This is a genomic window from Streptomyces sp. NPDC031379 (assembly GCF_055569615.1).
Genome location: NZ_JBVIIT010000032.1, coordinates 15,365 through 32,369 on the forward strand (window position 1 = coordinate 15,365; position 17,005 = coordinate 32,369).

General features: G+C 71.1%; 26 protein-coding genes. 13 read left to right on the forward strand and 13 right to left on the reverse strand.

Going from position 1 to position 17,005, the window contains the following annotated elements:
* Nucleotides 1-89: 89 nt before the first annotated feature.
* The 4 genes from ACZ5CW_RS35530 (at nucleotide 90) to ACZ5CW_RS35545 (ending at nucleotide 1,642) form a co-directional block, all read left to right on the forward strand.
* On the forward strand, nucleotides 90-674 hold the full coding sequence (locus tag ACZ5CW_RS35530; protein WP_468608888.1) for a dihydrofolate reductase family protein: 585 nt from the start codon (nucleotides 90-92) through the stop codon (nucleotides 672-674).
* A gap of 55 nt (nucleotides 675-729) precedes the next feature.
* Nucleotides 730-960: a hypothetical protein gene (locus ACZ5CW_RS35535; protein WP_468608890.1), complete on the forward strand. Its 231-nt coding sequence runs from the start codon at nucleotides 730-732 to the stop codon at nucleotides 958-960.
* Nucleotides 961-1,028: 68 nt separating this feature from the next.
* Nucleotides 1,029-1,361 carry a DUF952 domain-containing protein gene (locus ACZ5CW_RS35540; RefSeq protein ID WP_468608892.1) on the forward strand — a complete coding sequence of 111 codons (333 nt, stop codon included), beginning with the start codon at nucleotides 1,029-1,031 and terminating at the stop codon, nucleotides 1,359-1,361.
* Nucleotides 1,358-1,642: a hypothetical protein gene (locus ACZ5CW_RS35545; protein WP_468608894.1), complete on the forward strand. Its 285-nt coding sequence runs from the start codon at nucleotides 1,358-1,360 to the stop codon at nucleotides 1,640-1,642. The genes ACZ5CW_RS35540 and ACZ5CW_RS35545 overlap by 4 nt, the downstream gene beginning before the upstream one ends.
* Here the strand turns inward: ACZ5CW_RS35545 and ACZ5CW_RS35550 are convergent.
* The 3 genes from ACZ5CW_RS35550 to ACZ5CW_RS35560 are packed head-to-tail and all read right to left on the reverse strand — an operon-like array spanning nucleotide 1,621 to nucleotide 3,249.
* Nucleotides 1,621-2,394 (reverse strand): VOC family protein, encoded by a 774-nt coding sequence (locus ACZ5CW_RS35550; RefSeq protein WP_468608896.1) that lies wholly within the window; start codon nucleotides 2,392-2,394, stop codon nucleotides 1,621-1,623. The two genes, ACZ5CW_RS35545 and ACZ5CW_RS35550, sit on opposite strands and share 22 nt — an antisense overlap.
* 43 nt (nucleotides 2,395-2,437) lie before the next feature.
* The gene (locus ACZ5CW_RS35555) at nucleotides 2,438-2,854 is read right to left on the reverse strand and encodes a VOC family protein (protein WP_468608898.1); all 417 of its coding nucleotides are present in this window, start codon (nucleotides 2,852-2,854) and stop codon (nucleotides 2,438-2,440) included.
* 41 nt (nucleotides 2,855-2,895) lie between these two features.
* Complete coding sequence (locus ACZ5CW_RS35560; protein ID WP_468609049.1) at nucleotides 2,896-3,249, reverse strand: helix-turn-helix transcriptional regulator; 354 nt, start codon at nucleotides 3,247-3,249, stop codon at nucleotides 2,896-2,898.
* 257 nt (nucleotides 3,250-3,506) lie between these two features.
* Between ACZ5CW_RS35560 and ACZ5CW_RS35565 the strand changes: the two genes are divergently transcribed.
* The 4 genes from ACZ5CW_RS35565 (at nucleotide 3,507) to ACZ5CW_RS35580 (ending at nucleotide 6,441) form a co-directional block, all read left to right on the forward strand.
* Entirely contained in the window at nucleotides 3,507-4,484 is a 978-nt protein-coding gene (locus ACZ5CW_RS35565) for a magnesium transporter CorA family protein (RefSeq protein ID WP_468608900.1), read from the forward strand.
* 195 nt (nucleotides 4,485-4,679) lie between these two features.
* A complete protein-coding gene (locus ACZ5CW_RS35570; protein ID WP_468608902.1) occupies nucleotides 4,680-5,228 on the forward strand; it encodes a DUF5994 family protein in 549 nt (182 codons plus the stop codon).
* Nucleotides 5,225-5,752 carry a hypothetical protein gene (locus ACZ5CW_RS35575; protein ID WP_468608904.1) on the forward strand — a complete coding sequence of 176 codons (528 nt, stop codon included), beginning with the start codon at nucleotides 5,225-5,227 and terminating at the stop codon, nucleotides 5,750-5,752. Before ACZ5CW_RS35570 ends, ACZ5CW_RS35575 begins: the two co-directional genes overlap by 4 nt.
* 203 nt (nucleotides 5,753-5,955) lie before the next feature.
* Complete coding sequence (locus tag ACZ5CW_RS35580; protein ID WP_468608906.1) at nucleotides 5,956-6,441, forward strand: DUF5994 family protein; 486 nt, start codon at nucleotides 5,956-5,958, stop codon at nucleotides 6,439-6,441.
* Between the two features lie 37 nt (nucleotides 6,442-6,478).
* On the opposite strand, the gene ACZ5CW_RS35585 is transcribed toward ACZ5CW_RS35580, so the two are convergent.
* Nucleotides 6,479-7,747: an ATP-binding protein gene (locus ACZ5CW_RS35585; RefSeq protein ID WP_468608908.1), complete on the reverse strand. Its 1,269-nt coding sequence runs from the start codon at nucleotides 7,745-7,747 to the stop codon at nucleotides 6,479-6,481.
* Between the two features lie 544 nt (nucleotides 7,748-8,291).
* Here ACZ5CW_RS35585 and ACZ5CW_RS35590 point away from each other — a divergent pair.
* Entirely contained in the window at nucleotides 8,292-8,897 is a 606-nt protein-coding gene (locus ACZ5CW_RS35590) for a DUF5994 family protein (protein WP_468608910.1), read from the forward strand.
* A gap of 127 nt (nucleotides 8,898-9,024) precedes the next feature.
* On the opposite strand, the gene ACZ5CW_RS35595 is transcribed toward ACZ5CW_RS35590, so the two are convergent.
* The 7 genes from ACZ5CW_RS35595 to ACZ5CW_RS35625 form a co-directional block, all read right to left on the reverse strand.
* Entirely contained in the window at nucleotides 9,025-10,266 is a 1,242-nt protein-coding gene (locus tag ACZ5CW_RS35595) for a PP2C family protein-serine/threonine phosphatase (RefSeq protein WP_468608912.1), read from the reverse strand.
* 446 nt (nucleotides 10,267-10,712) lie between these two features.
* Nucleotides 10,713-10,868, reverse strand: coding sequence for a DUF6131 family protein (locus ACZ5CW_RS35600; RefSeq protein ID WP_468608915.1), 156 nt, complete (start codon nucleotides 10,866-10,868; stop codon nucleotides 10,713-10,715).
* A gap of 84 nt (nucleotides 10,869-10,952) precedes the next feature.
* Entirely contained in the window at nucleotides 10,953-11,561 is a 609-nt protein-coding gene (locus tag ACZ5CW_RS35605; protein ID WP_468608917.1) for an alkaline shock response membrane anchor protein AmaP, read from the reverse strand.
* A gap of 30 nt (nucleotides 11,562-11,591) precedes the next feature.
* On the reverse strand, nucleotides 11,592-12,278 hold the full coding sequence (locus ACZ5CW_RS35610; protein ID WP_468608919.1) for a DUF6286 domain-containing protein: 687 nt from the start codon (nucleotides 12,276-12,278) through the stop codon (nucleotides 11,592-11,594).
* Nucleotides 12,279-12,330: 52 nt separating this feature from the next.
* Nucleotides 12,331-12,738 carry an Asp23/Gls24 family envelope stress response protein gene (locus tag ACZ5CW_RS35615; protein ID WP_468608921.1) on the reverse strand — a complete coding sequence of 136 codons (408 nt, stop codon included), beginning with the start codon at nucleotides 12,736-12,738 and terminating at the stop codon, nucleotides 12,331-12,333.
* Nucleotides 12,735-12,902: a hypothetical protein gene (locus ACZ5CW_RS35620; protein ID WP_365723434.1), complete on the reverse strand. Its 168-nt coding sequence runs from the start codon at nucleotides 12,900-12,902 to the stop codon at nucleotides 12,735-12,737. The genes ACZ5CW_RS35615 and ACZ5CW_RS35620 overlap by 4 nt, the downstream gene beginning before the upstream one ends.
* A 76-nt stretch (nucleotides 12,903-12,978) precedes the next feature.
* Nucleotides 12,979-13,464: an Asp23/Gls24 family envelope stress response protein gene (locus tag ACZ5CW_RS35625; RefSeq protein ID WP_468609051.1), complete on the reverse strand. Its 486-nt coding sequence runs from the start codon at nucleotides 13,462-13,464 to the stop codon at nucleotides 12,979-12,981.
* A 152-nt stretch (nucleotides 13,465-13,616) separates the two neighbouring features.
* On the opposite strand from ACZ5CW_RS35625, the gene ACZ5CW_RS35630 reads away from it, so the two are divergent.
* From ACZ5CW_RS35630 to ACZ5CW_RS35640, 3 genes are read left to right on the forward strand one after another with little or no spacing between them, the layout of a single operon-like run.
* The gene (locus ACZ5CW_RS35630; RefSeq protein ID WP_468608924.1) at nucleotides 13,617-14,207 is read left to right on the forward strand and encodes an RNA polymerase sigma factor; all 591 of its coding nucleotides are present in this window, start codon (nucleotides 13,617-13,619) and stop codon (nucleotides 14,205-14,207) included.
* Nucleotides 14,198-14,869 (forward strand): Asp23/Gls24 family envelope stress response protein, encoded by a 672-nt coding sequence (locus tag ACZ5CW_RS35635; RefSeq protein WP_468608926.1) that lies wholly within the window; start codon nucleotides 14,198-14,200, stop codon nucleotides 14,867-14,869. The genes ACZ5CW_RS35630 and ACZ5CW_RS35635 overlap by 10 nt, the downstream gene beginning before the upstream one ends.
* Complete coding sequence (locus ACZ5CW_RS35640; RefSeq protein WP_468608928.1) at nucleotides 14,869-15,243, forward strand: Asp23/Gls24 family envelope stress response protein; 375 nt, start codon at nucleotides 14,869-14,871, stop codon at nucleotides 15,241-15,243. Before ACZ5CW_RS35635 ends, ACZ5CW_RS35640 begins: the two co-directional genes overlap by 1 nt.
* A 208-nt stretch (nucleotides 15,244-15,451) precedes the next feature.
* Here ACZ5CW_RS35640 and sodN read toward each other — a convergent pair whose 3' ends face one another.
* Entirely contained in the window at nucleotides 15,452-15,847 is a 396-nt protein-coding gene (sodN, locus tag ACZ5CW_RS35645; RefSeq protein ID WP_004983535.1) for a superoxide dismutase, Ni, read from the reverse strand.
* Between the two features lie 145 nt (nucleotides 15,848-15,992).
* Between sodN and sodX the strand changes: the two genes are divergently transcribed.
* Entirely contained in the window at nucleotides 15,993-16,427 is a 435-nt protein-coding gene (gene sodX, locus ACZ5CW_RS35650; protein ID WP_468609053.1) for a nickel-type superoxide dismutase maturation protease, read from the forward strand.
* Here sodX and ACZ5CW_RS35655 read toward each other — a convergent pair.
* A complete protein-coding gene (locus ACZ5CW_RS35655; RefSeq protein ID WP_468608931.1) occupies nucleotides 16,331-16,960 on the reverse strand; it encodes a CGNR zinc finger domain-containing protein in 630 nt (209 codons plus the stop codon). The genes sodX and ACZ5CW_RS35655 overlap by 97 nt on opposite strands.
* Nucleotides 16,961-17,005: the final 45 nt, after the last annotated feature.

Here is a 17,005-nt window from a genome sequence, read left to right on the forward strand (position 1 = left end):
GCGCTCACCGCCGTTGAAGCACTACAAATGAAGCACTACAGGCGGAGTGGTCAACCGGCCGCTCCGCACCTCTACACCTAGGGATCAGCTTGCGAAAGCTCACGTACTTCATCGCCTGCTCGCTCGACGGCTTCATCGGCGACGAGCACGGCGACGCCTCGGCGATGTTCCGCTTCCTGGACGCGGAGTACCTCGACTTCCTCAAGACGGAGTACCCCGAGACCCTGCCCACCCCCGGCCGCGCACAGTTCGGCATCGACGGTGCGGAGAACAAGCGGTTCGACACGATCATCCAGGGCCGGGCCAGCTACGACCTGGCCCTCAAGGACGGCGTCACCAGCCCCTTCGGCCACCTGCGTGAATACGTCGCCTCCCGCACGCTGGGCGCGTCCCCCGACCCGAACGTCGAGATCATCGCCGACGACCTGGCCGGCCGGGTCCGGGCGCTGAAGGCCGAGGAGGGCGGGCTGGGCATCTACCTGTGCGGCGGTGCACGCGTCGCCGGAGAACTGCTCGACGAGATCGACGAACTCGTCATCAAGTCCTACCCGATCGTCTACGGCACGGGCATGCCGATGTTCGCCGCGGGACTCGACATCAAGGAGTTCACCCTCGACGGGGTGCGCACCTTCACGAACGGCGTCACCGTGCGGACGTACGCGAGGAAGCGCTGAGCGTGCCGGCGGGCGCCGGGAAGCACGGAGTCCCCGGCCGCTCTACCCTGGGGGCATGGCCAGGGACGAATCCGTCTGTCCCGTCTGCGGACAGCCCGTAGAAACCATTGTCGGGCGGCACAAGACGCTGGGCGCCTGGGTGCCGGTCTGGGGCCCCGGCCCGTGCCGCAACCCCGACTGCTCCGCGCACGCCGCCCCCGCCGTCCCCGCCGCGCCGCCCGTCCCGCCCGCCGAAAGCGCCGCCCCTGCCGGACCGCGGCAGCCCGAGGAGCCCTCCGGGCGGTGAGGCCGGCCGTGTCGAGAAAGCGCCGCCCGCGGACGCGCCTCGTCCGGCCGACGCCTTAGCGTGGGCGCATGCCGAAACTGCCCCGCATCTTCCATGTCACCGAGCGCTCCTTGTGGGAGGCGGCGCGCGACCACGGCGCCTACGAGGTGTCGACGCGTGGCCGCACCCTTCAGGAGGAGGGCTTCATCCACTTCTCCACCCGCGAGCAGCTCCCGCGCATCGCGGACCTCCTCTACGGCGACTACGACGGCCCGGACGAGCTGGTCGTGCTGGTCGTCGACCCGGCCCGGGTCGGGGTCCCGGTGAAGTACGAGGCCGTGCGGCCGGGCGGGGAGGAGTTCCCGCACGTGTACGGGCCGGTGCCGGCCGACGCCGTGGTGGACGTGGAGCCCTGGGGGTGAGCCGGCCGGGGGGCACGCGCCGCCGGTGGTGGCGGTGGGTGGTGACGGCGTGGGCGGTGGCCGTGGCCGGCGGCGGAGCACTCACGCTCGAACTCCAGGAGGAGACCCCGCCGAAGGGCCCGTACGGCTGGGAGAGCGGGGACGGCTCGTCGCCCGCGCCGCACGGGAGCGGCGGGTGGCAGCCGCTGGACGACGGCGGCTGCTCGCCGGAGACCTCGGCCGGCCCTCGGGGCGCAGCCGACGCCCCGGTCCCGTGCGTCTATGTGTCGGCGCTGCCCTGACCGGCGCCCGGCAGCCCGCCCGTCCACGGGTCCCGGCCGGTCAGGCAGTACGTGCCGCCGGCCGGATCCCGCAGCACCGTCCAGTGGGCGCCCTGGCGTACGAGGGCGGCCCCCAGCTCCTCGTGCCGCGCGCGGACCGCGGCGACGTCCGCGCAGGCCAGGTCGAGATGGGCGGAGGCCGGCCGCTCCGCGTCGAGCCGCTGGAGCAGCAGCCGCACGGGAAGGCCGGCCGGCGGCCTCAGCACCGTGAACTCCGGCCGCGAGCCCGCCTGGCGCTCCCAGCCGGTGAGCCCGGCCCAGAAGGCGGTCTCGGTGTCGTACGCGGACGGCGGGATGTCGAGGCACACCTGGTCCAGGCGGCTGCCCGCCACCACCGGCGGCCGTACCGTCTCCCCGTGCCAGGGCACGGCGCAGAACAACTGGCCCGCGGGAGAGCGCAGTACGGCCCAGTCGTCATGGTCCGCCACAAGGTCCGCGCCGAGTTCGCGGGCGGCCCCGATCAACTCCCGGACGTCCTCGGCGCAGAGATCGACATGGGCGCCGCCGTCTCCCTCGGCGACACCCTGGAGCTTCACGCACGCGTCCGCCCCGTCCGCCCCCTCGGCCTCGGCGGGCAGCAGCGTCAGGAACTCGCCCCGGTCGCCCCGGGGTTCGGACAGCCGGGTGCCGGTGACGGCCGTCCAGAAGGCACGCGCCTGATCCAGGCGGGCGGCGGGCCGGTCGACGAAGGCGCACGTCCAGCGAATGATCATGCGGGGGAGTGTAGGCGCGAAGTCCCCTGGCCCCGGAGTGAATTCACCGCGCGGGCCGCTGGAGGAAGCGCAGCTGGTTCCCGGCGGGGTCCCGGAAGGCGCAGTCGCGCACTCCGTACGGCTGGTCCGTCGGCTCCTGCAGCACGTCCGCCCCGGACTCCCGCACCCGCTCGAACAGCGCGTCGCAGTCCTCGGTGGTGAAGATGACCCCGCGCAGCATGCCCTTGGCGAGCAGTTCGGCCATCGCCTGCCGGTCGGCGGGGGAGGCGTCCGGGTTCGCACCGGGCGGTTCCAGCACGATCTCCACGTCCGGCTGCAGCGGCGAGCCCAGGGTCACCCACCGCATGTTCTCGAAGCCCACGTCGTTGCGGACCTCCAGTCCGAGCACATCACGGTAGAAGGCCAGTGCCTTGTCGTGGTCGTCCACCGCGATGAAGCACTGCTTGAGTTTCACGTCCATGGGGTCACGCTAGGCCTCTTCGGGCCGAGGCGCGCGGGACCTCAGAAGGGCCGGCGGCGGGGGCGGGTGAACGTACGGGCCACGCAGGACGGGATCACCGCGCTCGCCTCGTGGTCGCGGGCCCGGTAGGCGCTCGGCGTCTCGCCGACCAGCTCGGTGAAGCGGGAGCTGAAGGAGCCGAGCGAGGAACAGCCGACGGCGAGGCACACCTCGGTCACGGTGAGATCGCCCCGGCGCAGCAGTGCCTTGGCCCGCTCGATCCGGCGGGTCATCAGGTAGTTGTACGGCGTCTCACCGAAGGCCTTGCGGAAAGTGCGCTGGAAGTGACCGGGGGACATCAGCGCGTCACGGGCCAGCTCCGTCATGTCGAGCGGCTCGGCGTACTCGCGGTCCATGCGATCACGCACGCGGCGCAGCCGTCTGAGGTCCTCCAGGGCGGTCACCCCCTCAGCTTCGCACAGGAGCACATGACGGAGTCCCGGCGGCGATCGGGAGCGGGTGTCCTGCGGACTGTGTGCGGACCGCCGTCCCGCGCGGGGGCGGAGGCGGCATGTTCACGGGGTGCACCGACCGCCGGTGATCTCCAGAGCCTGCCGCGCTGGCGATCGGGACGAAGCGGGATGATCGAGGCGCGAGAGACTAGCCTCGGGTCATGGTGACGCGCACCCGGCTGTATCACGACGGCACTCTCGCCCTGGAGGACTTTCCCGTCAGTGACGTCGCCGCGCATCTCGCCGATCCGGCGTCGGTCCTGTGGCTGGACCTGTACCGACCCGGGACCGCCGAGTTCACCATGCTCGGCCAGGAGTTCGGCATCCACGAACTGGCTCTGGAGGATGCCGCACAGCGTGGGCAGCGGCCGAAACTCGACCGCTATCGCACCCACGAGTTCCTCAGTGCCTATGCCGTGACCGTCAGCCCGGACGGTGCGGAACTGACGTACAGCGAGATCGCCGTATTCCTCACCGGCCAGGCCATGATCACCGTCCGCAAGGACGACGGTCTCGACATCGAGGACGTCGTCGCCCGCTGGGACGAGAGCCCGGACCTGACCGGCCATGGCGTCGGATTCCTGCTGCACGGCCTGCTCGACCATCTCGTGGACGGTCACTTCGCCGCGGTCCAGCAGCTCGACGACGGCATCGAGGAGCTGGAGGGTCTGCTCTTCGCGGCCGGGCGCCGTGAGATCGAAGCCGTGCAACGCCGGGCTTTCGCGCTGCGTAAATCGCTCGTCCAGTTGCGCCGCGTCGTGCTCCCGATGCGGGAGGTGGTCAACACCCTCATGCGCCCCGGCCTGCACGTGATCACCGACCCTCTCGTCCCGTATTACCAGGACGTCTACGACCACGTGCTGCGTGCTACCGAATGGACGGAATCACTGCGGGACCTGGTGGCCTCGGTCATGGAGACCAACCTCTCGGTCCAGGCCAACAGCATGAACCTGATCATGAAGAAGGTGACGAGCTGGGCCGCGATCATCGCCGTACCCACCGCGATCACCGGCTACTACGGCCAGAATCTCCCCTACCCCGGTTTCGGCCGTCAGTCCGGATTCATCACCTCGGCAGCCGTCATCGTGTTCCTGTCCGCACTGCTGTATGCGACGTTCAAGCGCAAGGACTGGCTCTGACCGGCCCGGTGCCGGGCACCGGCGACCTGGTTCCGAAGGCGGGAAAATACCTGGTCACGCCCGGCTTCTCGGGCCGGTGAGCGGAGTAGTGTGAAGACACCGGGAGTTCTTCGCGTACCGGCTCCGCTGCGGGTGCCGTTTCCGGTGATCGACAACGCCGGGCCGTACCCACGAGCCCGGGGACAGGTCCGCGCCATGCCCGTGACCATCGCCCGTACGACATCGAGCAGGCGCGCGCCGCCGCCGTTGGCCAGGCTGTCCCTGACGCCCGCGCCGGGCGGGCTGGACGGCATGTGGTGGCCGCGCTCCCGCGCCCTCACCCGTGAGCTGCCCACCCTGACGGCCGCACTGGTCGGACACTGGGGCCGCATCACAGGTGTCACCGTGCACCCGGCCTACTGGCCCGTCATCCCGCAGTGGGTGTCCGTCGCCGGGCGCACGGTGCATGTGGGCTGGTCCACCGAGGAGCAGGATCCGCACAGACTGACCCTTTTCTCCACCGATGGCCGCCGGGACGTGCTGGTGATTCCGCCGGAAACCGGTGCGGATGCCGCCGCGCAGCTGATGGCGGGCGACGGCGTCGATGCCCCGGCCCGGAAGGAAGCAGCAGACAGGATCGATGCCCGGACCAGGGAAGAAGCGGGGGAGACCGACGGCGGAGCGGGCCGGCCGTCGTCCCTGCCCCGGCCCATCGGCCCGAACAGGGCCTTTGCCCGCCGGACGGCGGAGGTGAGAGAACCATGACCGTCATCGCCGTGGCCGTGCTGCTCCTTCTGATCGCTGTCGGAGTCGTTCTGATCCACCAGCTCAACGCTCAGCACGACGAACGGATCGCTGCCTTCCACTACAGCGATGTTCTGCCGGGGATCGGGCGTCGGCCCCGGAGGCACCGTCGGTCGGCGGTGGGCGCGACGGTTCCGACGCGCCCCACCGCGACGGCGACCGCGGATGACATCGACTTCGCCCCGACCGTGGGCAGTAGGGAAAGGCGTGTCATGGCGATATTGCGAGACCGGAAGGCGTACCGCGAGAGGATCATGCAGGCTCTGTACCAAGCCGCCGAAGGCAATCGCCTCTTGGGCGTCGAGGGGGCGAAGCTCCGCACCGACCTCGGTATCCCCGAGCAGGACATGGCCGCTGCCTGTATGTACCTGGCAGGTGAAGGCTGGGTCGTCGTGGACTGGGGGAGGGGCAACACGCCCGCGATGATCACACTGACGCACCAGGGGATCCGGCAGATGGAGACAGCAGAGGAAGGGCGTGGCTGAGCCGCCGCGTCGGGTTCTCGGACCGAAGTAAACCTTCGCAAGGATTGGTAATGCCGGATTGATCCCGTCGGCGTAATGTGGAAAGCGGGTCGGCGCACGCTCACGTGCAATGACCCGGAAGGGCGGCTCCGGCGGGTATACGCCGGAGCCGTTGCCGCACCACGCTCTGCGGTCGCACTGCTCTCTGCGGACGGGCGGACACCATGGCCGACTCAGACACCCCCGACCTCCCCAGGCTTCTGCCGGACGCCGTCCACCGGTCGGTGAAACCCGGGACGGCCCTGCTGAGGCTGGAGACCACACACGCACGCGAGGGAATCCTGGACGGCGCGTGGTGGCCGCGGTCCCGGGACATCGGAGTCGAGCTGCCCTCGCTGATCTACGCGTTGACCGAGCACCTCGGACCTGTCACCCGGGTCGGTCTGGACGGCAGTGCCTGGGGCGAACTGCCGACCCGGGTGTTGGTCGACGGCCGAGTCGTCCACATCGATTCCTTCCCGGTCGGTGACGACACCGTCCTCATCACCCGGGGCGACCGGGACCATTTCTCCCTGATGCTGGTCCCTCCGGACACGTCGCCCGACGCGGCACGCGCCGCGATGGCCAGGGCCGTACGGGCCGACAACGTCACCGAGGCCAAACAGATCCTCATCGATACGGGCAGCGGCACGCCGCCTGCGCCGGCCTGAAACCTCCGTCGCGGATCCACTCCCGTCGGCCTGGACGCTAGATGCGGGCGAACTTCTCCGTCTGCTGGGCGAATTCCCGGGCTATGGCGGCGCTGACCGTGGGCTTGGTGTCGCTGATCGTGTCCAGATAGTCGTCCGTGGTGGGGGCGGCCCGGTTTCCGGTGTCGAAGGTGCGCTCGAACTGGGCCTGGGAGACGGCGCGCGCCGCGTGGGCGATGTCGGCGGGGGTGAACCCCTCGCTGGCGGACGCGAGTGCCGCGCTGTCGGCCCGCGCGCCCGCTCGGGCCAGGTAGCTCTCCCACAGCGCGGTCCTGGCGGTGTGGTCGGGAGGGCCGATCGGCAGCACGTAGTCGAAGCGGCCGTGTCGCAGGAACGCGGAGTCGAGCGTGGTCACGTTGTTCGTGGCGCAGACGAGCAGCCGTCCGTCCTGGCTTCGGAACCGGACGATCGCCTTGAGCAGTTCGTTGACGACGCCGACAGCGGTCGCGTCCGCGCCGCCGCGTTCGCCGGCGATCTCCTCGACCTCGTCGATGAAGACGAGGACGTGGTCGAGCCGGGCGATCTCGTCGAAGCGCCGGTTCAGCCCGGTCGCCAGGCCGTACTCGGCGGCCAGACGGGCGGGGAACAGTTCGAGGAAGGGCCATCCCAGGCGGCTGGCGATCGCGTGCGCGAACGTGCTCTTGCCGGTCCCGGGCGGGCCGAACAGCATCACCGCCCGTGGTAGTTCCACTCCGTGCTGGGCGGCCAGTTCGGGATGGGCCAGCGGCAGGACCAGGCGCCGCTCGATGAGCTGCTTCTCCCGTTGCATGCCCGCGACCTTCTGCCACAGTCCCCCCGGCGGCAGCTCCGCTCCGAGCGAGGACAGCGTGCCGGCCGACTGCGGGGTCACCGGCCCGCGCTTTTCGAAGAAGACCAGCCCGGGGCGGGCGCCGAAGTCGCAGTTGCGCAGGGCGGTGGCACCGGTCTCGCCCTCCGGCAGGACGGCGTGCACCGCTCGGACGCCGGCGGCGAAGAGCCGTTGCTCAAGGGCGTTGATCAGGGCACTGCCCAACCCGCGCTGCCGCCAGCCGGGCGCCATGCAGATGCGCAGGATCCATGCCCGTTCGCCCTCCACCCTGCTCACCGCGGCGCCGATCAGCACGTCGTCGGCCGTGGCCACCACGGCCGGGTGGCGGGTCTGGAGGGCCGTCACGGCGTCCGAGAGCGGGAAGAGCGGCGGCTCCTCGGTCGTGCCGCTCTCCATGTCGACACGGATCAGCGCTTCGAGATCGTCCTGGGTGTAGTCCCTGACCCGCCAACCCGTCATGATCAGCTCCGCGTGTTCGGCCGTACTCCCATCATCGGCCGATGTCCGGGGGGTGCGCGCGACAGACGTCGGCCACGAGTCCGCCCTGGTGGCAACGGATCGCTCGCCCGCACCATCACCGCGGTACACGGTGCTGGTGCGGGCCGTAGTCGGGTCATGCTGCGGTGCCCGGCGCGTTGCCGGCCGGGCTGAGGCCGCGCGACGTGCCGTCGGTCTTCAGCGCGAGGCGCGGCCGGGTGGGGAGACGACGCCGCATTCGGTGAAGCGGCTGTCCCTACCGGCGGGAGCGGGCGGAGGGCGCCGGGGCACGTCGTGTCGCCGCTGCCGCGATGGCTCGCGTGCCCTGGACCAGCACTCCTTGACTGTGGGACGTGTTCCTCGTGTTCCGTTCAGCCCGTCGCTCCCCATCAGTCCGCCGGGCGTCGGCGAGGAGTATCCTGGTGATTACCGAGAGCATCTCGTACACCGGTTTCCATGCCGGGTCGTTCTCGGCGATTCATGACAACCGGGCCGGCCGTGACCGGCCCGGGGTTGGGTCCGCATCATGATCGCGACCATTCCGTTGACGCCCGCGGTCGAGGACCGGACCCCTTCTTCGTCGCCGCCCCGACTCGTGCTGGCACCCGCCGACACCGCTCCGGCCCTGATCGACGGTGCATGGTGGCCCCGCTCCCGCGACCTGAAGGCGGAGCTTCCGGCGCTCATCGAGGTCCTCGACCCGCTGTGGGGGCGGATCACCCGGGTAACGGTGAACCCCACGTTCTGGCCGGTCGTCCCGCGAAAGGTGCCAGTTCGCGGGCACGTGGTGCACGTCGGCTGGTTCGATGCCGAGCAAGACCCGCACAAACTGCTGTTGCTCTCCTACACCGTCGGCCGCTGGGACCTGCTGGTGATCCCACCGGAGACGGAGCCGGCCACCGCGGCCCGGCTCATGGCCACGGCCACCGACCCGTCGCGGAGCCTCACGGCGACCGGCCTGATCCATGAGGCCGGACGTTTCCGGGCCGCGGCAGAGGCGGCGGCCGACTCGGACTCGCTCCGGGAGGCGGTCTGGGACTCCGAAGGCGGACATGACGCCCGCCACCCGGCCTCGCGTACTCCTGACGGATCGGTCATCGGCCGCGTGCCCACCCCGGCGGCAGGAGTGTGAGAGAAGTGAACCCGACCCAAGGAGGATCGCGGAGCCGGCTCCGCCGGTAGGGAGTTGGCGGGCAGCGGCGGGAGTGGAACGGTCAGCGTGCCGTGGGCCATGTCCATGGTGGTGTGCGGCTGTCGGCTCACTCCAGGAGGGCGAGGTGGTCGGCGGCGCCCCCGCGCCACTCGATCAGGAAGAGGGTCGCGTCGTCGCTGGTGCGGCCGCCCCGTTGCTGCTTCAGAGCGTGGGAGAGTGCGCGCACCACCGCGCGTACCCCCTTTTCCGTGTGTTCGATGCGGTTGACCCAGTGGATGAGTTGCTCCTCGCCGAACTGCTCTTCACCGGCTTTGTGTTCCTCGATCAGGCCGTCGGTGAAGCACAGCACCCGGTCGCCGTGTCGGAGCACCTGCTCGCTGATCTGGGGCTCTTCACCGCCGAAGCCGACCGGCAAGGTGGTCGGGCCTGTCAGTTGCCGCACGACCTGGTGGTTGCGGATCAGCAGCGGTGCGGGATGGCCCGCGTTGACCCACTGCAGATGGCCCGTTGCGATGTTCAGACGCATCATCTGCGCGGTGACGAAGTGGTCGGGCCCGAACTGGTCGGCGATGGCCCGGTCCATGAACGCATAGATCTCGGACAGGCCGATGTCGGCACGTCTGGCGTGCCGGTAGGCCCCGACGGCCACGGTAGCCATCGTGGCGGCGTCCAGGCCGTGGCCCATCGCATCGACGATGGCCAGGTGCAGGATGTCCTCGTTGAGGGCGTAGTCGAAGCTGTCGCCTGCGACGCTGTAGGCGGGCTCCAGGATTCCGGCTACTGCTGCCTGCGGGACGGACATCGCCAGCGGCGGCAGCAGGGACCACTGGATCTCGGCGGCCACGCTCATCGGTTCGCGGCGCCGGGCGAGGAAGAACTGGTCGGTGTAGCTGTGCTTGGTGACCAGCATGTCGGCCACCAGACCGGCGAGCCTGCGCAGTAGCCGCCGGTCGTCGTCGTCGACGGCGTCCAGGGTGAGGCCCATCACTCCCACCTGGTCGCTGCCGTCCAGCAGCGGTAGGTACATCCGGACGCCGTCGGGCTGCGGCACCTCGACAGTGGTCGCCTGCAGGAAGGCGGTGCCGGCGGGAGAGTCGCCGATCGGCTCGGGCTCGCCGACCGTCAGCCGCCGACCCGGCAGCGGCACCAGCACCAGCTGGCCGTAGTCCTGCAGCAGGATCGAGACGTCGCGGCCACCGACCCTGGCCACCTCTTCCGCGATCAGCGGGGCGATCAGCTGCGGCGGCATCTCGTGTGCCCGGTCCAGCAGCACCCCCAGCAGCCGCTCACCGAACCCTTCCGAACGGTCCGTCATGCCGTTGCCCGGTCGCCGCTCACCTTGTGCCATGGCCGCGCTCTCGCACCGGTGCCCTCGAAGTCTCGGTCACCATGGTCCCGCTGACCTCGGGCCGCGGATGCGGCCCCCGACCCGACGCGCTCGGGGCCCCTCGGCGGTCACGGCCGATCCGCTCGACCCTCTCAACTGATCCGTACACACGGGCTCCCGACACGACCGTGATCGACCCTTCCAGAGTGACGCGGCCGACCAACCCGAAGTGCCCATTACGCCAAGACGTGGCATGTCACACGTGATCAGGACGGATGGCTTTCAACCCCGTTGTCGCCGTGAGACCGGTCGGCCTGAGCCGCGCCACTCGATCAGCAGCAGGAGCGTCGCGTCGTCCGTCGTGATCCCGCCTCCGCCGTCATCCGCCGCTCGAACGTCTTGTGGGGTCCGTGGCGGCTGCCGGCCTGCCCGCGCCCCGGGTCACTGCCCTGCGGGGCCCGACCCGATCACCAGTAGTGGCGTCGACCGGCGACGGCGTGTCCCATCGCGCCGAGGATCCACAGGATGGCTCCGATGACCGCCAGGATGATCCCGATGGTCCACAGGATGGATATGCCGGTGAGGAAGCCGACGACGAGCAGAATGATGCCCAGGATGATCATGATCTCTCCTTCGGGGAGTGGTTCCGGTTCCCCTTCGAACTGCGATTCGCGGGGGCCTTGGGACGGGAACGGCCGGTTTGCTCCTCACTCCACGCGGTGTGCTCTGTGGCGGGTGACCTGCAGGTGGACCTCGGTGGGCATGTCAGGGAGGCCGGTGGACCGACGGGCGGTGCTGAGCGGGCCTCCGCAGAGGGCACCGAGGGTGGCGCCGGGCGCGCCCTCAGGGGTGAGGGCGAGCCGGACGCGGGTGCGGGCGTGGGCTGGTCGGCCGGTGATGTCTACGGCCGCGTGGTCGACACCTGGCAGGGCACCGGCCTCGGCCGCGATCGCGTCGCTGAGTGCGCGGTCGCGCAGTTCGACGCCCTCCTGCGGTGGGGTGCCGCCGACGGGCAGGGAGCCGGGGCGGCGTCGGCTCAGCTGGGCGAGCAGCCACCACAGGGCGAGCAGGGCGGTGAGGGCGAGGGCGGCGATGACCGCGGGCCACCACCACCAGCCCTGGCCGCTCCAGCGTGCCCGGTCGGCGGAGCCGAGCAGGACGTCGTCCGGGGCGGTCAGGGGCCAGCCGGCGGGCGGGACCAGATCGTGCCGCCGGTAGAGGTCGAGCCCGGCGAAGAGGATCAGCAGTCCGCCGCCGAGCAGAACCAGTCCTGCGAGGGCCAGCAGACTGCGGTTGAGTGCGGATCGCGGCGTCATGGTGCGGGCTCCCGGTGGTGCGGTTGTCGGTCAGTCGGTGCGTTGCCGCACCCGTACGACGATGCGGGGGTCACGAGCGAGGGCCAGCTGGTCGCGTTCCTCGTCGAGAACGGCGGTGAGGTCGTCCTTCACCTGCTGGAGGTCGCGGAAGCGGACGTCCGCGCGGGCTCTGATGCGGTGGCGGCGCACCCGGACGCGCGCCGAGGCGACTCCGGGGACACGCATCGCGGCGTCACGCAGCAGACCGGCGGCGCCGTCACGGTCCAGGAAGGCCCGCAGTCGGGGGTAGCCGGCGGGGGAGCGCAGGGGCAGCCGGCGGCGCTGACCGGGCGTGAGGGCCAGGACGATCAGCCAGACGCCGACGGCGGCGGCCACGGCGGCTCCCGTCAGCATCCACACGTCGTCCACCGGGCGGGTGGCCAGTTCGTCGGCGAGATGCCGTCGCCAGGCCGCCGCCGGACGTCCCGCCCGTACGGCGATGACGTCGACCAGCGCCGCGACCGCGGCCACGAGGATCACCGCGGCGACCAGCGCCGCCGGGATGCGACGCGCGGACCACTTGCGGTGGGTTCGGTGCCCTCTGTCGCCCTCACCGGGTGGGAGGTCCGAGGTGGACACGCCGCGCTCGGGCGGGTCGGGCTCCTTCGTCAGCGGCACGGCGCCACGGTGCGCGGACGATGCGGAGTCGCGGCCCGGAGGACCGGGATCGGGTGTCATCGCGATCGCCCTTCCTCCACGGCGTGCCCGGCGACCCGGGCCGCGTGGCCGCTCACTGGACCCGCCCCCGGCTCGCGTCGGCGACGGTCACCAGCCGCCGGACGGTGAGGAGGACCTGTCCCACCCGCAGGCCGGTCAGCTGGGCGACCCGTTCGGCGACGTCCTGCTGGATCCGCTGGCAGACACGGGGGATGTCGGTGGGGTAGGGCAGGTCCATGGTCAGATGCAGGCGTACCGATCCGGTACGGACGGCGGCGGAGGCACTCGGCGCCGGCGGTCCGCCGCGGTCGGGCGGTACGGCGGCGTGCCGGGACTGGGACGTGCGTGCGGCCTGGGTGGCGATACGGGCGACGACCCGGTCCGGGATGACGGTGGCGCCCCGCTCGGCCGGGGGTGGCAGCCCGGCGGCCGGCGCGGGCGGGCTCGAGCCCTCGCCCGGGGGAGCGGGCCGGGTCTTCACCGCTGCCTCCGTGTACGGAGGTCGAGGTCGCCCTGTACGACGAGGCCGACGATCAGCCCCGCCGCGCCCAGGACCAGCACCAGCAGAAATGCCCAGAAGCCGCCGAAGTAGCCGGCGAAGCCGAGGGCCATGCCGGCCGCGAGGCCCGTCATTGCTGCGTTCATCTCGCACTCACCCGTCTCGCGCAGGTGCGTCACCGTGCGCGCGATCATCCGCGCCCGCTCAGGGCGCGGCGGCGGATCACCTCACGCGGCCCTCGTCCGGTTCGGCCTCTTCCTCCTCGTCGGGCAGGTGGACGTCGTCGACGGCGATGTTCACCTCGACGACCTCCAGGCCCGTCATCCGCTCCACGGCGCTGATCACATTGGTGCGCACGCCGCCGGCGACGTCGACGATGGAGACGCCGTACTCGACGACGACGTCCAGGTCCACGGCGGCCTGACGCTCGCCGACCTCGACCTTCACTCCCCGCGTGACGGCCCCGCCTCCGCCTCCGGGGACGCGTTCCCGCATGGCGCCGAAGGCGCGGGCCATCCCCGCTCCCAGGCTGTAGATGCCCGGTACCTCGCGGGCGGCCATGCCCGCGATCTTGGCCACCACACCGTCCGCGATGGTGGTCTTCCCCCGTGTCTCGGCCGGAGCCCCGGCCCCGGTGCGGCCCTTGAGCGCGCTCACGCCCGCCTCGGGCCGGTTGCCCCCGCCGACGCTGGTGATGTTGTCCGTCATGGCGGTCGCCTCGATCGGTCGCTCGGACACCGGTGCGGTGCCCTTCGAAAGGTTGGACACATCGGGCGCCGCATTCCTCACATGCATGGAATGTGATGTGCGTCACATGCGGCCCGTCGGGTACACGGACGGTCCCAGCCTTGTGGGGTGCCATGATCGAAAGCGCTGTCTCACCATCGCCGGACCGCGACCTGAGGGGACGTGACCTGCCGGACGGCTTGCTGGCTGTACGGGCGGCCGAGGGGGACGAGGACTCCTTCGCCGTTCTCGTCCAGCGGCACGGCCGACCCCTCCTCGCCCTGGCCCGCTGCATGCTCGGCAACCCCCAGGACGCCGAGGAGGCGGTTCAGGACGCCTTCGTCAGCGCCTGGCGGCGACTGCCGGAATACCGCCACAGCGCGGAGTTCCGTACCTGGATGTACCGGATCACCGTCAACCGCTGTCTGACCATGCGCCGTCGCCGGCCGCCGCCCCTCTCGCTGGACGCCGTCGCCGAGCCCGCGGCGAAAGACGCCTGGAGCCAGCCCGCCCGGTCCGCCGAGCAGGAGGCGGCGACCGCCGCCCTGTCCCGCGCACTCGGCGATCTGGACGCCGGGCAGCGACTCTGCTGGATCCTGCGGGAGGTGCAGGGCCTGTCCTACAAGGAGATCTCCCATGTGACGCGGGCCAGCGAACAGACGGTGCGCGGCAGACTGTTCAGGGCACGCCGATCCTTGCAGGAGGCGATGGGCCCATGGCGCTAGACGACCCGCACGCGCGGCCTTCCGAACCTCTCGGGTCCGACGGGACCGGTTCCGAGCGGGACGCCACCGACGTCCCCCCGTTCGCAGGTGACGAGGTGCTGCCCTGCGGCCGGCTGCTCAGCCGGGTCTGGGAACAGGCCCGGGACACGGCGCCGGACGCGGACCCGCACACCCTCTCCTGCCCTCACTGCCGCGAGGCCGCCGAGGGACTGGCCGCGGTGAACGCGGCCACCCGAGCGCTGCGCGCCGAGGACACGCCCGGCCTCCATGCACTCGCCGGCCGTGTCATGAACATCGTCAGGGCAGAGGTACGGCTCGGGCGGCTGCTGCCCCTGGCCGACCCGGACCGGGAGTTGCGGATCGCCGAGAGCGCCGCGGCGAAGATACTCCGGCAGGCCGCGGACACGGTTCCCGGTGCCAGGGCCGCGACCTGCCGGCTCGTACGCGTGGGTGAAGGCACCGACGTCCGGGTGGCCATGACCCTGGCCGCCGCCCTTGACCGCCCGCTGCCCGACCGGGTCCACCAGGTGCGCCGATCGATCCTCCACTCGGCCGGACAGGACCTGGGCCTCGCCGTGACGGCCGTCGACATCACCGTGGTCGACGTCCTGGAGCCGGAACCGCCCCTCCGTTTCGGCCTCACGCCCGCCGGCGGTGCGTGATGACCGTCATCCGCACGACCACGCTTCTCGGCGCCGCGGTCGAGGCGGCCCTCGCGGTTCCCGGGGTGGCGGGCCTGCAACCCCGTTTCTCCCATCGCCTGGCGGCAGCCGCCGCGAGCACCCGGACGGACGCCACGCCGCACCGCGCGCCCGAGGCGGGCATCCGCGCCGGCCGGTCGCCGGACGGTTCGGGATGGCACATCGAGGTGCGCTGCGTCCTGTCCGAGGGTTGGCGGGCGCTGGACGTGGCCCAGAACGTCCACGACCGGGTGGGGGCCGCCGTCACCTCCGGCCTCGCCGCCCTCGATGCCGTGGAGCGGGTCACCGTCGAGGTCACCGTGACCAGTATCGCCACCCGGCACGACGTGGCGTGAGTCCGGTCGCGCGCTTCGGGCGGCTCGGCCAGGAAGCCGTGGAGGCGTACGACGAGACGGTGATGCCGCCGGACACCCCATCTGCGGCCGGGCGAAGAAGACCGCACCCGGACCGCCATGGACGCCGTGCTCGGCGGCCTGCGGACCGGGTGCGGAAAGGGAGACACTGCAACTAAAGAAATCGCAGGTCAGAGGGCGTAAAAGGGGATCACGCCTTCTTGGTCTCCCAGAAGATCTTGTCGATCTGGGCGATGTAGTCCAGTGCCTTCTGGCCCGTCGCCGGGTCGGTGGACGCCTTGGCGGCCGAGAGGGCCTTCAGGGTGTCGTTGACCAGCTGGTGCAGCTCCGGGTACTTCTCGAAGTGCGGGGGCTTGAAGTAGTCGCTCCAGAGCACGGAGACGTGGTGCTTCGCCAGCTCCGCGCGCTGCTCCTTGATGACGGTGGCGCGCGCCTGGAAGTGGGGGTCGTCGTTGCCGGCCATCTTTTCCTGGACGGCCTTCACCGACTCCGCCTCGATGCGGGCCTGGGCCGGGTCGTACACGCCGCAGGGCAGGTCGCAGTGGGCGCTGACCTTGACCTTGGGGGCAAACAGGCGGGAAAGCATGGAGCATTCCTTCCTCGTGATCGTCTTCTCAGGTGCGACATTACTCCCTGAGGAAGGCGATTTCTCGGGTGCCCCCTAGGGCTTAGGACAAAAGTCCAGGGTGAGACTGAGACTGGTGGAGGAACGGACCGGGGAGGTGCCGGTGATGCCGGAGCTGTCGCAGGAGACCGAACGGGGGAGGGCCGTGGCGCCCTTGGGGGTGGCCGAGGTGACCGGCCCGTCCATGGTGCCCACGCTCCGGCACGGTGACCGGCTGCTGCTGCAGTACGGGGCGGTGATCCGAGCGGGGGACGTCGTGGTCCTGCGTCATCCGTTCCAGCAGGACCTGCTGGTCGTCAAGCGTGCCGTGGAGCGGCGCGAGGGCGGCTGGTGGGTGCTCGGGGACAATCCGTACGCGGGCGGGGACAGCACCGACTACGGGGTCGTGCCGGACGAACTGATCCTGGGCAAGGCGCGGTTCAGGTACCGGCCCCTGCCGGCCGGTCAGCGCTCGCCGCTGACGCTGGTGCGCTGGGTGCTCTCGGCCGCGCGGCCGCTCTTCTCCGACCGGTCGGCCTCCAGGCGCTTGCGGGCCCGGTAGGCGGCCACGTTGGCGCGGGTCGCGCAGCGGTCGGAGCAGTAGCGCCGGGAGCGGTTGGTGGAGGTGTCGAGGTAGGCGTTGCGGCAGGGGGACGCCTCGCACAGGCCGAGGCGGTCCACGCCGTACTCGGTCAGGTGGAACGCCAGGCCCATCGCCGCGATCGCCGCGTAGCCGGCGGTGGCGTTGGAGGGATGGTCGGCCAGGTGCATGTGCCACAGCGGGCGGCCGTCCTCGTCGCGATGGTCGTGCCCGGAGATCTGCGGGCTGACCGGGAACTCCAGCAGCAGTGAGTTGAGGAGGTCCACCGCGAGGGTCTCGTCGCCCTTGTCGGCCGCTTCGAAGACCGCGCGCAGCCGGGCCCGCACCGAGCGGAAGCGGGTGACGTCGGCGTCGGTGGCGCGGCGGGCCGCCGACGAGTTGGCGCCGAAGAGGTCGCGGACGGCCTCGACCGCGGTCAGGGAGTCCTTGCCCCGGGCCGGTTCCTCGCTGTTGACCAGACGTACGGCGTAATCCGAGTAATAGGCCAGTTCCACTTGTAGTCCTTACGGTGGCGCTCTATGGTCATGTCTGCGGTCGGG